Raw genomic sequence first — 13585 nt, forward strand, 5'->3', positions numbered from 1 at the left:
CTTCTCTTTTGTATACTAGCCATTCTAATTGTCTGATCGGATTGTGAGCGATAGTTGTCGGCATTCGTATAATGGGATATAGTCATAAAAGAAGTTCGTTAATGAGGCTTGGGAGGTTGTTTACGTTGAAGGTTATGGCGATTGTGCTTGCTGCTGGTCAGGGCAAACGTATGAAATCGAAATTATATAAGGTGCTCCATCCGGTATGCGGCAAACCGATGGTAGGACATGTCGTTGATGTAGTAAAGGCGGCTTCCTGTGAGCGGACGGTTGTTATTGTTGGTCACGGCGCGGAAACCGTTAAGTCGTATTTAGGCGATGCGACTGAATACGTGCTGCAGGAGCAGCAGCTTGGCACAGGACATGCGGTTCGTCAGGCTGAAGCGCTGCTTGGCGGCGAAGAAGGCACGACGATCGTCATCTGCGGCGATACGCCGCTCGTGAAGGCGTCTACGATAGAAGCGATGCTGGAGCTGCATGCGTCGTCCGGCGCGGCGGCAACTGTGCTGACGGCTTCCTTCGACGTCCCGACAGGTTATGGTCGGGTTATTCGCGGCGAAGATGGCGCCGTACAGCGCATTGTGGAGCAGAAGGACTGTTCGCCGACTGAAGCGGCAGTGAAAGAAATCAACACGGGGACATATTGCTTCGATAATCGCAAGCTGTTCGATGCGCTGTCTAAGGTAACGAGCAACAACGCGCAAGGCGAATATTATTTGACTGATGTGATCGGTATCTTCCGCGAAGCGGGACAGTCGGTGCAAGGCTACTGCACGGCTGACTTGGCGGAAGCCATCGGCGTGAACGATCGTGTGGCGCTTGCCGAGGCTGAGGGCTATATGCGTTCGCGAATTAATCGTGAGCATCTTATTGGCGGCGTAACGATCATCGACCCGGCTTCGACGTATATTGAGGCTGGCGTTCAGATTGGGGCGGATACGATTCTGTATCCGGGTACGATGCTGCGCGGCAATACGGTTATCGGCGAAGATTGCGTCATTGGACCGCAGGCAGACATTACGAATAGTGTGCTAGGAAACGGCGCAGCGGTAAAATATTCGGTAGTTGCCGATTCGGTTGTAGGCGATGAGAGCACGGTTGGCCCTTATGCGAACCTGCGTCCCGGCTCGAAACTTGGACGCGGCTGTAAGATCGGCGACTTCGTCGAGCTTAAGAACGCGACACTGGATGACGGAAGCAAAGTATCGCATCTTAGCTATGTTGGCGATGCGAAGGTCGGCAAGGACGTTAATATCGGCTGCGGCGCGATTACGGTCAATTATGACGGCTTCAACAAGGCGGTTACGGAGATCGCCGACAATGCGTTCGTCGGCAGCAACGTGAACCTGATCGCTCCTGTGAAGATCGGAGAGGGTGCTTACGTCGTCGCTGGCTCGACGATTACCCATGACGTGCCTGCTGGCGATCTGTCCATCGCAAGAGCGCGCCAGGAGAATAAGCCGGGTTATGCGGAGAAGATTCGTTCGCGCGCGAAAGCGAAGAAGGAACGCTCCCAGAAGTAAGAGCTTCACCTTGGTGATTAATATACGGCATGAATGGGTAAAGCTATATGGAATATCCATTTTAGGAGGATACCCATATGGCGATAGCAATGAAGGCAGACCAAAGGAATATTTCCACGAAAGGCGAGTTGCGCGAGCTGCGGCAACAGGGTAAAATCCCGGGCGTTGTCTACGGCAAGCAATTGAGCTCATCTGCCCTTGTGGCAGTCGATGAGAAGGAACTGCAAGGATTGCTTCGCACGCATCCGAATGCGGTTGTGGAAATTGAGATTGGGGCACAGGGCAAACATTCCGTGATGATCTCCGAAGTGCAGAGAGACTCTCTGAACCGTCAAATGCTTCACGTCGATTTCCATCAGGTCAATATGAATGAGAACGTAAGGGCTCATGTCCGTATTGAAGCGGAAGGCGATTCGACGGGCGTTCGCGAAGGCGGCATCCTGCAAGTCATTCTCCATGAGCTAGAGGTGCAATGCTTGCCGGGAGATATTCCGGAGGCGATTACGGTTGATATTTCGTCGCTTGGCGTAGGCGAGAGCTTGCTCGTACGCGATCTGCAGCTTCCGCAAGGCGTAGAGGCGAAGTCTGAGCCGGAGATGGTTGTCGTGACCGTCCTTGCGCCTCAGAAAGAGCTGAGCGAGGAAGAGAGAGAGGATGCGGCGGTCGAGCTGGCCGAGGCGGAGTCGAGATCGAAGGAAGCGCAGCTGGAGGACTTGAAAACGATCTGATTCTTTTTCAAGTTCGCTATGAAGCGCAAGGCATATAGAGATGCGAGAGGCTGTCCTGAGTTAAACTCAGGGCAGTTTTTTGCACCCTAGAAGGCTAATGGGTACCGATACGTTGAAGATAGCTTGCGTAAAGTCGAAAATAAACTTATGATTCGTTTAAAAGAGCAAGAGCCTTTTATAGGGGAGCACTTATAGATAACGTTAAAAGGAGTACAGCTAACGATGAAGTGGATCGTAGGACTAGGCAATCCCGGAACGCAATATCAAGGGACACGCCATAATGTCGGTTTCATGGCTATCGACGAACTGGCTAGACGCTGGGGAATCTCAGTCACGACGAATAAATGCAGGGCGTTAATCGGAGAAGGTAACGTGCAAGGCACCAAGGTTGTACTTATTAAGCCAATGACGTATATGAATCTGTCAGGGGAGTCGGTACGCGGGTTCCTCGACTATTTCAAGGCCGATCCGGCAGAAGGTTTGATTCTGTATGATGACCTGGATACGGAGATAGGCAAGATTAGGCTTCGCTATCAAGGAAGCGCAGGCGGCCACAACGGCATTAAGTCGCTCATTCAGCACTTGGGCACACAATCATTCAATCGAATCCGTATGGGTGTATCGCGTCCGCAGCCGGGCATGAACATTGCCGATTATGTGTTGTCCAATTTCCCGAAGAGCGAGCAAGATAAGCTGGCAGCGATGATTGAACAGACCTGCGACGCTGTTGAGTTCGGACTTAAGGCTCCCTTCGAGGAGACGATGGCAAAGTTTAACCGCTAGCCTGTTAGAATCTGCCCCTGCTGGGCATACTGAAGGGTAATAACGACTCTTCAGGAGGCATACATATGGCTGTAAACTATATTTGCCGGCATTGCAAAACATCGATCGGCACCATATCGACGGCGGAAATAACGGAGCAGCAGCTCGGTTTCCATTTCTTGACCCCCGAGGAGCGCAGCGATATAATAGCGTATGACCCAAGCGGGGATGTGACCGTAAAGGTCGTATGCGATTACTGCCGGGAGGCGCTTGATGCTAACCCGGAACTTTCTCTCGTAACGAGCCCGCTGCAATAATGGGTTCGTTGATTGGTTGTAGATGAGACGGACAAGAGCCTTGACCATGGTTAAGGCTTTTTTTTGAAATAGATTTCGTCTTATAACCAGACTTGTGTTTTATGTCATGGCGTCAATGGCGATCGTCGTTGATGCTCCATATTCAAGACAATCACTTCGCCGCCTATATGACGGCGAAGTCATTTAGGGTTGAATTCATGTTGAGCGCTTGTAGAGACGGTTGCAGCTGTCTTCTACTATAGATGCGCTCTCATACCTTGCAAGTCTGCTTGTGTTAATGCAATCGGAGGTTTGAAGCAGGTTGAGCGGATCACGTTCCTCTCAGCGCTTCATGACCAGCCGATCGTGTATAGAAACGGGGTGCCGCAAACGTTGAAAGCGCTGATTAAAGCTTTTGCCGCGGATTCGGATGTACAGTCAATTATTTCCGGTATTCGCAAAGGCATGCGCGAGCAGATGATTTCGGGGCTAGCCGGATCTTCCCGTCAGGTGCTCATCGCAGCGCTGCAGGAAGATGTGGGCCGCCCGATGCTGGTCGTGACACATAATATGTTCTCCGCTCAGAAGATTGCGGAGGATCTGCAAGAATGTCTCTCGCAAGAACAAGTATTGTTATATCCCGCGAATGAGCTTATGGCTGCCGAAGCAGCGATCTCGAGTCCCGAGACGCTGGCGCAGCGCATGGATGTGCTGATCAAGCTGTCCAAAGGCTATCGCGGGATTGTTGTCGTGCCATTCTCCGGCGTTCGCCGCTACTTGCCGATCAGCAGTGTGATGGCTGAAGCGCAAATAGAGGTTAAAGTAGGAGATTCAATTCCTCTCGAGGCGTTCCTGCGTCAAATGATGTCGCTCGGTTATGTGCGCGCCGATCGCGTAGAATCGCGCGGCGAGATGAGTGTGCGCGGCGGTATTGTGGACTTCTATCCGCTGACGACTACTGGGGCGTACCGAATTGAATGGTTCGGAGACGATATTGATTCGATCCGTACGTTCGATCCCGCAGACCAGCGCTCACAGGATCGGCTGCAAGCGTTTATCGTGCCGCCTTGCCAAGAAATATTGGCTGACGATAAGCGGATGGAAGCGGCTGAGCGCCATGCGCAAGGACTGCTTGAACAGCAGCTTGCTAAGATGACTGACCGTATGGCGAAGGAACGTCTGCGTGCGGAAATTGGCGGCGAACTGGAGCGTCTGCGCGAGCATGTGTATTTCCCTGAAATTTATAAATATATTTCGTTATTGTACCCGGAACGTCAGACGATTCTTGACTATATGCCAAGCGATACGCTGCTATTGCTAGACGAGCCGACGCGGTTAATAGAGACGGCTAAGCAGCTCGAGCGGGATGAGGCGGAATGGTCGCTGCATCTGCTGCAGAACGGCAAGTCGTTGCCTGGCCTTTCGCTTGCGCGCGCTACGGAGGAGATTCTTCATACCCGTCCGTTCCCTACCTTGTTCTTATCGCTGTTCCTGCGCCAAATTCCGCATACGCAGCCGCAGAACATTTTGAACATGACGAGTCGTTCGATGCAGAATTTCCACGGCCAGATGAATGTGCTGAAGGCGGAGATGGATCGCTGGAAGAAGACCGGTGCGAACGTTATTATGCTTGCCGGAGGCGCCGAGCGGATGGAGCGCATGCGCCGCGTGCTTCAGGATTACAGCATTGAACCGCCGATGCTCATTGAGGGCAACCTGCAATCGGGCTTTGAGCTGCCTTCTTCGCATTTGGTCGTCATTACAGAGGGCGAGATGTTCTCGCAGAAGCAGCGCAAGGCGCGCCGTATTGACAAGAAGGTAGACAACGCCGAGCGAATTAAGAGCTATACGGAGCTTAAGGTCGGCGACTATGTCGTACATCAGAATCACGGGATAGGCAAATACGTTGGCATCGGCACGCTTGAGATTGCCGGCATTCATAAGGATTACCTCCATATTCTATACGCTGGCGGCGATAAGCTGTCTGTTCCGATTGAGCAAGTAGATATGATTCAGAAGTATGTCGGCTCGGAGGAGCGGGAGCCGAAGGTTAATAAGCTTGGCGGCAGCGAATGGACGCGCGCGAAGAATAAGGCCAGAGCGTCGGTGCAGGATATTGCCGATGATTTGATCAAGCTGTATGCGCAGCGTCAGGCAGCGCCTGGTTATTCCTTCGGACAAGATACGTCATATCAGCAGGAATTCGAAGCGATGTTCCCTTATGATGAGACACGCGATCAGCTTCGAGCAATCGAAGAGATTAAGAAGGATATGGAGAAGAACCAGCCGATGGACCGTCTTCTGTGCGGCGATGTCGGATATGGCAAGACAGAGGTTGCGATCCGCGCGGCTTTCAAAGCGGCGATGGACAGCAAGCAAGTCGCTGTGCTTGTTCCTACGACGATCCTCGCTCAGCAGCATTACGAGACGTTCAAGGAGCGCTTCTCCGGGTATCCGATCAACGTACAGGTTATGAGCCGCTTCCGTTCCCGCAAGGAGCAGAACGACACGATGAAAGGGCTCAAGGACGGCCGAGTCGATGTCGTGATCGGGACGCATCGCTTGCTGTCGCAAGATGTAATCTTCAAATCGCTAGGCTTGCTTATCGTCGATGAGGAGCAGCGATTTGGCGTGTCCCATAAGGAGAAGCTGAAGAAGCTTAAGACGAATGTGGACGTGCTGACGCTGACTGCGACGCCGATTCCGAGAACGCTGCATATGTCCATGCTTGGGGTGCGCGATCTGTCGGTCATCGAGACGCCGCCTGAGAACCGTTTTCCGGTGCAGACGTACGTGGTCGAATACAGCCCTGCCCTTGTGCGGGAGTCCATCGAGCGCGAGCTTGCGCGCGGCGGGCAAGTCTATTATCTCTTTAATCGTGTACAAGGCATCTATCAGATGGCTGAGCAGATTAACGCGCTTGTACCTGATGCTAGAGTGGCCGTCGGCCATGGACAGATGTCTGAGCAGGAGCTGGAGAAAACGATTCTCGACTTCCTTGACGGGGAGTCCGACGTTCTGGTAAGCACAAGTATCATCGAGACAGGCGTCGACATTCCGAATGTCAACACGCTTATCGTTCATGATGCGGACAAAATGGGTCTATCGCAGCTGTATCAGCTGCGCGGACGTGTAGGCCGGTCCAATCGAATCGCTTACGCTTACTTTACGTATCAGCGCGACAAGGTGCTGACGGAAGTAGCGGAGAAGCGCCTGCAGTCCATCAAGGAGTTCACCGAGCTTGGCTCGGGCTTCAAGATCGCAATGCGCGATTTGTCGATTCGCGGAGCGGGTAATCTGCTCGGTGCCGAGCAGCATGGCTTCATTGCATCGGTTGGCTTCGATATGTATTCGCAGATGCTGGCGGATGAGATTGCCAAGCGCAAGGCGGAGATGGAAGGCGTAGAGATCGTAGAGGAGAAGCAAGTCAGCACGCTGATCGATGTCAGCATCGATGCGTACTTGCCTTCAGATTATATATACGACAGCATACAGAAGATCGAGATCTACAAGAAGGTGGCGACGATCCGCTCCTTCGAGGAATCGGATGATCTCGATGCAGAGCTTGTGGACCGCTTCGGCGACTTGCCGCAGGCTGTTCAGAACTTAATGGCTGTCGCAAGGCTGAAAGTATACGGCGGCTTGTACGGCATTGAGCAAATTAGCCAGAAGGGCGACGATCTGACGCTTCGGTTCGCTGCGAGCGAGAAGCGGCGCATCGATCGGACGAAGGTCGACAAGCTATGTCACAAGTTCGAGAACCGGTTTAAGCAGGGCGGCGAGCAGGATGAATATCCGACCGTCATGCTGCGGGGCAAAGGCCTCGCGATGGAGCAGAAGCTTCATATGATGGAGCAATTTTTGCAGGCATACAAGGATGTGCTTCGCGCGCAAGCACAGTTGCAGAATGTGACACCATAGGCGAGAATTCGCTTTTTGAGTTCCTTTTCTGATACAATACAAACAAGTTCATAATTTGAAAGGGGATTCAACATGTTGCAAAGTTCACGCAAATCGGCATGGCGCAGAAGCGCACTGCTCGTTATTTCAGTGGTGCTTGCTACGACGGTTATGGCGGCATGCGGCAAGAAAAAAGACGATTATACCTTGGAATTCAAGGGAGCAGGCAAAGGTGACGTAGTCGCAACCTATAAGGACGGCGGCAAGGTTACAGCGGAAGAGTTCGACAATTACTTGTCGGTATTCAAAATTATGCAGCCTACTTACGCGCAGATCATCGATGCATACCAGCCGTTCAAGGAGCAGCTGCTTGAGCAATTCGTATCGTACAAGATCATTGCTTCGCAGGCTTCCGAAGAGACGCTTACGAAGGCTCGCGAAGATGTCGCTACGCAAATGAAGGATTATGAGACGGCTTTGAAAGATAATCCGGATCTAAAAACCGCTATCGAAGAGCAAAAAGTTTCCGATGACGATATGTCCACATACGTAATGTTGACGGCTACCGTTGTCTCTCATATGAATTCCAAAGTAACGGACGAAGAGACGAAAGCCGAGTATGAGGCAAATACGGCTGATTACACGACGATTAGTGCTCGCCACATTCTAGTCGCTACAACGACGCAGGATCAGACGACCGGCGAGGAGAAAGAGCTTCGCACGAAGGAAGAAGCTCTTAAACGCGTTAACGAAGTAAAAGAAAAGCTAAAAGCTGGCGGAGATTGGACTGCGCTTGCGAAGGAATATTCCGACGATCCCGGTTCTAACCAAACAGGCGGCCTGTATGAGAACGAGGTTGCAGGCAAATGGGTAGAGCAGTTCAAGGAAGCGGCGTTCAAGCAAGAGATTGGCGTGCTGGGCGAACCGGTTGAAGTTGAATACGGCTATCACCTGATCCAAGTTGAGAAACGCGATGTGAAAACATTCGACCAACTGGACGAAACAACGAAGGACTCCGTGAAGAACGCTGTCGCATATGCGCATATGGACAAGTTCATGACGGATGAATTGCCTGGCTACGAAGTGAAGGTAACTCTTCCTGAACCGCCTGCGGCAAGCGATGCTCCTGCAACGAGCGACGCTCCAGCGGCAAGTGACGCACCGGCAGCAACGGATGCTCCGAAAGCAACCGAAGCTCCAGCAGCGAAATAATGCAATAGGATAAGCCACATAAAGCTGTTCCATGATTTCATATCATGGGGCAGCTTTTTTTTTGTGTCGCCGCATAGGAATGAGCGCTTACAAATACACGATCGTTCGGAATTTGATCATAAAACCATGACCAAGGTCATATTTATGTTAGTTAAAGTTACACAAATTCAATGATTTGTTAGTGAACAGCATCCTTTTTTGGTAACTTAGACTCATTTAAAACTTTTAATGTAAACTATATTGACATAAAAGCTGAGGCCATATTATGATAAGGATGCGAACGATGGAAATGAAATCCATGGAAACGTTCGGAAAATAGAGAAAAATTAAAGAGAACTGGGGAGTGGAGAGATGAAAAAGAAGTTGTTTTATCAATTCGGCTTATTATTAGTGGCTTTGACGTTGGTGCTGGCAGGATGCGGCAATAACAATGAGCCGGCTTCGACGAATGAAGGATCGTCGGAGGGGACGAATGCTCCAGCAGCGGCAGAGGATGGCATTAAGGTTGGTATTCTTCACTCCCAGAGCGGCACGATGGCAATAAGCGAAGTTTCGGTAATCGACGCAGAAATGATGGCAATCGATGAAATCAATGCAGCAGGCGGGGTACTAGGCAAAAAAATCATTCCCGTTCTTGAAGACGGCGCATCCGATTGGCCGACTTTTGCAGAGAAAGCCCGCAAACTCATCTCAGAAGATAAAGTAGCAACCGTATTCGGAGGCTGGACATCGGCAAGCCGGAAAGCGATGAAGCCGGTATTCGAGGAGCTTAACGGACTGCTCTGGTATCCGGTGCAATATGAAGGTCTTGAAGCTTCTCCGAACATCTTCTATACAGGGGCGACGACGAACCAGCAAATCGTACCTTCCGTATCGTGGCTGCTTGAGAATCGGGGCAAGAAGTTCTACTTGCTCGGCTCGGATTACGTATTCCCTCGCACGGCAAACCTCATTATTAAAGAGCAATTGAAAGCTGAAGGCGGAGAGCTTGTAGGCGAAGAGTATACGCCGCTCGGCCATACGGATTACGCAACAATCATCAGCAAGATTAAGGAAGCGAAGCCGGATGTCGTGTATAACACGCTTAACGGCGACAGCAACGTAGCTTTCTTCAAGCAGCTTAAGGATGCAGGCATTACCTCGAAGGATATTACAACGTTGTCCGTATCGGTCGCAGAGGAAGAAATTCGCGGTATCGGCGTCGATGTGCTGGAAGGCCATCTGGCTGCTTGGAACTACTACCAAACGACAGATACGCCAACGAACAAAACGTTCGTTGAGAACTACAAAAAGAAATACGGCGACGAGCGCGTAACAGCGGATCCAATCGAAGCGGGATACACAGCCGTTTACCTGTGGGCAGCAGCGGTTGAGAAAGCAGGCTCGACTGACGTAGCCAAGGTCAAGGAAGCGGCGAAGGATCTCGAGTGGGATGCTCCGGAAGGTAAAGTGAAGATCGATGGCGAGACACAACACATTTACAAAACGGTGCGGATTGGGGAAGTTCAGTCGGATGGACAGTTCAAGGAGCTGTGGAATTCAGGCGAAGCGGTCAAACCGGATCCATACCTGAAAGGCTACGCTTGGGCCGCAAGCATACAACCTACCGAATAGGGTATAAGTAACGTCTTCTACGCTTAGACGCAGCAGTACATGGGGGAGTATTCGGAAGCTTCGAATGCTTCCCCTCTGTTTTTAATAACCAAGATGACAACCAAGGGGCGGTATTATGGATGTGTATCTTCTGCAGTTATTCAATGGGCTGAGCATCAGCTCGATTCTACTGCTGGTCGCTCTTGGGCTCGCCATTACGTTCGGCCTTATGAAGGTCATTAATATGGCGCATGGCGAGCTTATTATGATCGGCGCTTATTCCACGTATTTAACCCAAAATCTATTCAAGGAATATCTCCCTTCGTCGATGTTCGATTGGTACTTCGTGCTCGCCATTCCGATAAGCTTCGCAATCGCATTCGTTTTCGGCCTTATTCTCGAAATGTCGCTTATTCGCTTCCTATATGGCAGGCCGCTCGACAGCTTGCTCGCTACATGGGGTGTCGGTCTCGTTCTGCAGCAGCTCGCTCGCTCGATCTTCGGCGCGCCGAATGTTGCTGTAACGAGCCCTTCCTGGCTCGATGGAGGATTACAGATTATGGACGGCACGCTGTTGCCGTACAAGAGGCTGTTCATTATTGGGCTCGTTATTGCCTGCCTCGTCGCCATGTACTTCTATATTTATCGCAGTCATGAAGGCAGAAGAATGCGAGCGGTTATGCAAAACCGAGATATGGCTGCTTGTCTTGGCGTATCGACCCGCCGCGTAGATGCGATGACATTCGCGATCGGATCGGGTATTGCAGGCATTGCAGGCTGTGCGCTCACGCTGATGGGCTCGATTGGTCCTTCCCTAGGCACGTATTATATCGTCGATGCTTTTATGGTCGTCGTCCTTGGCGGTGTCGGCAAGCTGGTCGGCACGGTGCTCGGCGCAATGGGAATAGGCATGTTCAATACACTGTTCGAATATTGGACCAACGCATCGCTTGGCAAAGTGCTCGTGTTCGTCTGCATCGTAGCTTTCCTGCAATGGAGACCGATGGGATTCGTCGCTATGCGCTCTCGCTCACTCGATTAAATACGGATAGAAAGGCGGAAACCATATGCTGCAGCAAAAATGGACACCTCAGCGCATTTGGTTATTAGTCGGATACGCAGCAGCGGCGGCGGCATTATTTTCTGCTCCGATGTTCGCAAGCGATTTTCGACTCAACTTACTTGCGAAATTTCTGGCCTTTGCGATTGTGGCGCTCGGCCTTGATCTCATATGGGGCTATACCGGCATCTTAAGTCTCGGTCACGGCATTTTCTTCGGTCTTGGCGCTTATGCGATGGGCATGTACTTGAAGCTGGAGGCAAGCGGGGGCAAGCCGCCTGACTTCATGGGCTGGAGCGGCCTGCGAGAGCTTCCGTTATTTTGGAAACCGTTCGAGAACTTCGGCTTTGCGGTCGCCATGGGGATACTCATTCCGTCGGTTCTCGCGCTTGTGCTCGGCTATGTTACCTTCCGTAATCGGATTAAAGGTGTGTACTTCACGATTCTGACCCAAGCGCTCGTTATTATTACGACGACGCTGCTCGTGGGACAACAAGCCTTCACAGGGGGGACGAACGGGATTACGGGTTATTCGACGATTCTTGGCGCATCCCTTGGATCTGCGGATACGAAGCGCGTGCTGTATTGGATTACGGCCGCCGTGCTGATCGCCGTGTTCATCCTATGCCGTTATATTGTCGGCAGCCGCTTCGGCAAGGTGCTGCGCGCGATTCGTGACGGTGAGAACCGCGTACGGTTCATCGGATACAATCCGGCGATTTATCAAATGGTCATCTTCACGATCTCTGCGGGCATCGCGGGTATTGCGGGCATGCTGTTCATCCTTCATGTCGGCATTATTTCTCCATCCATGCTTGGCATTGTACCGTCGATTGAGATGGTGCTATGGGTAGCGATTGGAGGACGGGGCACGCTGATCGGCGCTGCGCTGGGAGCTATCGTTATGAACTGGGCAAAAAGCGAATTCAGTACCGCATATCCGGAAGGCTGGCTGTTCTTCATGGGTGGATTATTCGTTGTCGTCGTCGTATTTATGCCAAAAGGCATTTCGGGCTTAATCAGTCAAATAAAATTCCGCAACAAAAGGAAGGAGAAGGAGCATGAGGGAGTCCGCAATCCTGCAGTGTGATGATGTGACGGTGGAGTTTGACGGCTTCAAGGCGATTCAAGGAATGGATCTCAAGCTGGAGAAGGGAGAGCTTCGTTTCTTGATCGGGCCTAACGGAGCAGGCAAGACAACGATGCTGGATGTGATCTGCGGTAAAGTTCGCCCTTCCAGCGGTAAGGTTACGTTTGACGGGAAGATCGATATTACGCGGAAGAAAGAACATCAGATTGCCGAGCTCGGCATCGGGCGCAAGTTCCAAGCGCCATCGATTTTTCCTTCAATGACGGTGCACGAGAATTTGGAGATTGCGATGCGCCAGAGGCGATCTGTGTTCGCGACGATGTTCGCGAAGATGGGCGATGACGAGCGGTCGCGGATCGATCATCAATTAGAGATGATCGGTCTGCAGAACAAGGCGTCCTGGCGCGCCGGCGGCTTGTCGCATGGAGAGAAGCAGTGGCTGGAGATCGGCATGATGCTGCTCCAGGAGCCGGAGATCTTGCTGCTTGACGAGCCTGTAGCCGGAATGACCGATAAGGAAACGGATAAGACGGGCGAACTGCTGCATGAGATTGCCCGCATGCGTTCAATCGTAGTTGTGGAGCATGACATGGAGTTTGTCCGCAACTTCGCCAGCAAAGTGACGGTTATGCACGAGGGCAGGCTGCTCAAGGAAGGTTCGATGGATGAGGTGCAGCGGGATGACCGGGTAGCGGAAGTGTATTTAGGGAAAAGGCGGGATGCCGATGTTAGCCGTTCAACAGCTTGAGGCGGGTTATGGCGAAAGCATTATTTTGCGCAATGTGACGCTTAAGGTGAAGCCGGGGCAAGTTGTTTGTCTGCTCGGCCGCAACGGCGTCGGTAAGACGACACTAATGAAGAGCATTATGGGGTTGTTAAAAGCGCGCGGCGGCTCTGTTGCCTATAATGGAGCGGATCTGACGAAGCGTGCTCCTGGGCAGCGGGCGAAAAGCGGCATCGGCTACGTTCCGCAAGGCCGGGAAATATTCGCGCAGCTCTCGGTATATGAGAATCTGCTGCTTGGGCTGGAAGCATCGAAGACGAAGGTGACTTCGATTCCCGAAGAAGCGATTGCGAAGTTTCCGGTATTGCCGACCATGTACACGCGGCGCGGCGGTGATCTAAGCGGCGGGCAGCAGCAGCAGCTTGCGTTCGCAAGGGCGTTGGCCTCTAAGCCGGAAGTGCTTCTGCTTGATGAGCCATGCGAAGGTATTCAGCCGTCAATCGTCGATGATATTCGCGACGTTATCCGCTCGATCAAGTCTGACGGCAAGACCGCCGTGCTGCTCGTGGAGCAGAGCTTGGAGTTCGTCAAGAGCATCGGTGATTACTTCTACATTTTGGAGAAGGGCGCTATCGCTTGGGAAGGCGGACTGGATGCGTTGAATGACGAGGTTGTTCGCAAATATTTGACGGTATGA

General features: G+C 51.9%; 11 protein-coding genes. All 11 read left to right on the forward strand.

Annotated features, from left to right (window positions below):
* The first annotated feature begins 125 nt into the window (after positions 1-125).
* The 11 genes from glmU to urtE all read left to right on the forward strand — a co-directional run bounded on the left by glmU (position 126) and on the right by urtE (position 13585).
* A complete protein-coding gene (gene glmU / locus AC0YN0_RS29725; RefSeq protein ID WP_475824539.1) occupies positions 126-1523 on the forward strand; it encodes a bifunctional UDP-N-acetylglucosamine diphosphorylase/glucosamine-1-phosphate N-acetyltransferase GlmU in 1398 nt (465 codons plus the stop codon).
* 77 nt (positions 1524-1600) lie between these two features.
* Positions 1601-2251 carry a 50S ribosomal protein L25/general stress protein Ctc gene (locus tag AC0YN0_RS29730; protein WP_475824540.1) on the forward strand — a complete coding sequence of 217 codons (651 nt, stop codon included), beginning with the start codon at positions 1601-1603 and terminating at the stop codon, positions 2249-2251.
* 222 nt (positions 2252-2473) lie between these two features.
* Positions 2474-3034, forward strand: coding sequence for an aminoacyl-tRNA hydrolase (gene pth / locus AC0YN0_RS29735; protein WP_337103132.1), 561 nt, complete (start codon positions 2474-2476; stop codon positions 3032-3034).
* A gap of 65 nt (positions 3035-3099) precedes the next feature.
* Positions 3100-3330, forward strand: a complete 231-nt coding sequence (locus AC0YN0_RS29740) for an anti-sigma-F factor Fin family protein (protein ID WP_337103133.1) — start codon at positions 3100-3102, stop codon at positions 3328-3330.
* A 372-nt stretch (positions 3331-3702) separates the two neighbouring features.
* The gene (mfd, locus tag AC0YN0_RS29745) at positions 3703-7230 is read left to right on the forward strand and encodes a transcription-repair coupling factor (protein WP_475824581.1); all 3528 of its coding nucleotides are present in this window, start codon (positions 3703-3705) and stop codon (positions 7228-7230) included.
* Between the two features lie 72 nt (positions 7231-7302).
* Positions 7303-8421 (forward strand): peptidylprolyl isomerase, encoded by a 1119-nt coding sequence (locus tag AC0YN0_RS29750; RefSeq protein ID WP_475824541.1) that lies wholly within the window; start codon positions 7303-7305, stop codon positions 8419-8421.
* Positions 8422-8772: 351 nt separating this feature from the next.
* Positions 8773-10035 carry an urea ABC transporter substrate-binding protein gene (urtA, locus tag AC0YN0_RS29755; RefSeq protein WP_475824542.1) on the forward strand — a complete coding sequence of 421 codons (1263 nt, stop codon included), beginning with the start codon at positions 8773-8775 and terminating at the stop codon, positions 10033-10035.
* 115 nt (positions 10036-10150) lie between these two features.
* Positions 10151-11056, forward strand: a complete 906-nt coding sequence (gene urtB, locus AC0YN0_RS29760) for an urea ABC transporter permease subunit UrtB (RefSeq protein ID WP_475824543.1) — start codon at positions 10151-10153, stop codon at positions 11054-11056.
* 25 nt (positions 11057-11081) lie between these two features.
* Complete coding sequence (gene urtC / locus AC0YN0_RS29765; protein ID WP_475824544.1) at positions 11082-12164, forward strand: urea ABC transporter permease subunit UrtC; 1083 nt, start codon at positions 11082-11084, stop codon at positions 12162-12164.
* A complete protein-coding gene (gene urtD, locus AC0YN0_RS29770) occupies positions 12136-12912 on the forward strand; it encodes an urea ABC transporter ATP-binding protein UrtD (protein WP_475824545.1) in 777 nt (258 codons plus the stop codon). Before urtC ends, urtD begins: the two co-directional genes overlap by 29 nt.
* A complete protein-coding gene (gene urtE, locus AC0YN0_RS29775) occupies positions 12890-13585 on the forward strand; it encodes an urea ABC transporter ATP-binding subunit UrtE (protein ID WP_475824546.1) in 696 nt (231 codons plus the stop codon). Before urtD ends, urtE begins: the two co-directional genes overlap by 23 nt.

It is taken from the genome of Paenibacillus sp. J22P218 (assembly GCF_056269195.1).

Bases quoted from the DNA above. Each gene is read 5' to 3' on its own strand.
- AC0YN0_RS29730 (WP_475824540.1), top strand. From the start codon at position 1,601: ATGGCGATAGCAATGAAGGCAGACCAAAGGAATATTTCCACGAAAGGC.
- pth (WP_337103132.1), top strand. From the start codon at position 2,474: ATGAAGTGGATCGTAGGACTAGGCAATCCCGGAACGCAATATCAAGGG.
- AC0YN0_RS29740 (WP_337103133.1), top strand. From the start codon at position 3,100: ATGGCTGTAAACTATATTTGCCGGCATTGCAAAACATCGATCGGCACC.
- AC0YN0_RS29750 (WP_475824541.1), top strand. From the start codon at position 7,303: ATGTTGCAAAGTTCACGCAAATCGGCATGGCGCAGAAGCGCACTGCTC.
- urtA (WP_475824542.1), top strand. From the start codon at position 8,773: ATGAAAAAGAAGTTGTTTTATCAATTCGGCTTATTATTAGTGGCTTTG.
- urtB (WP_475824543.1), top strand. From the start codon at position 10,151: ATGGATGTGTATCTTCTGCAGTTATTCAATGGGCTGAGCATCAGCTCG.
- urtC (WP_475824544.1), top strand. From the start codon at position 11,082: ATGCTGCAGCAAAAATGGACACCTCAGCGCATTTGGTTATTAGTCGGA.
- urtD (WP_475824545.1), top strand. From the start codon at position 12,136: ATGAGGGAGTCCGCAATCCTGCAGTGTGATGATGTGACGGTGGAGTTT.
- urtE (WP_475824546.1), top strand. From the start codon at position 12,890: ATGTTAGCCGTTCAACAGCTTGAGGCGGGTTATGGCGAAAGCATTATT.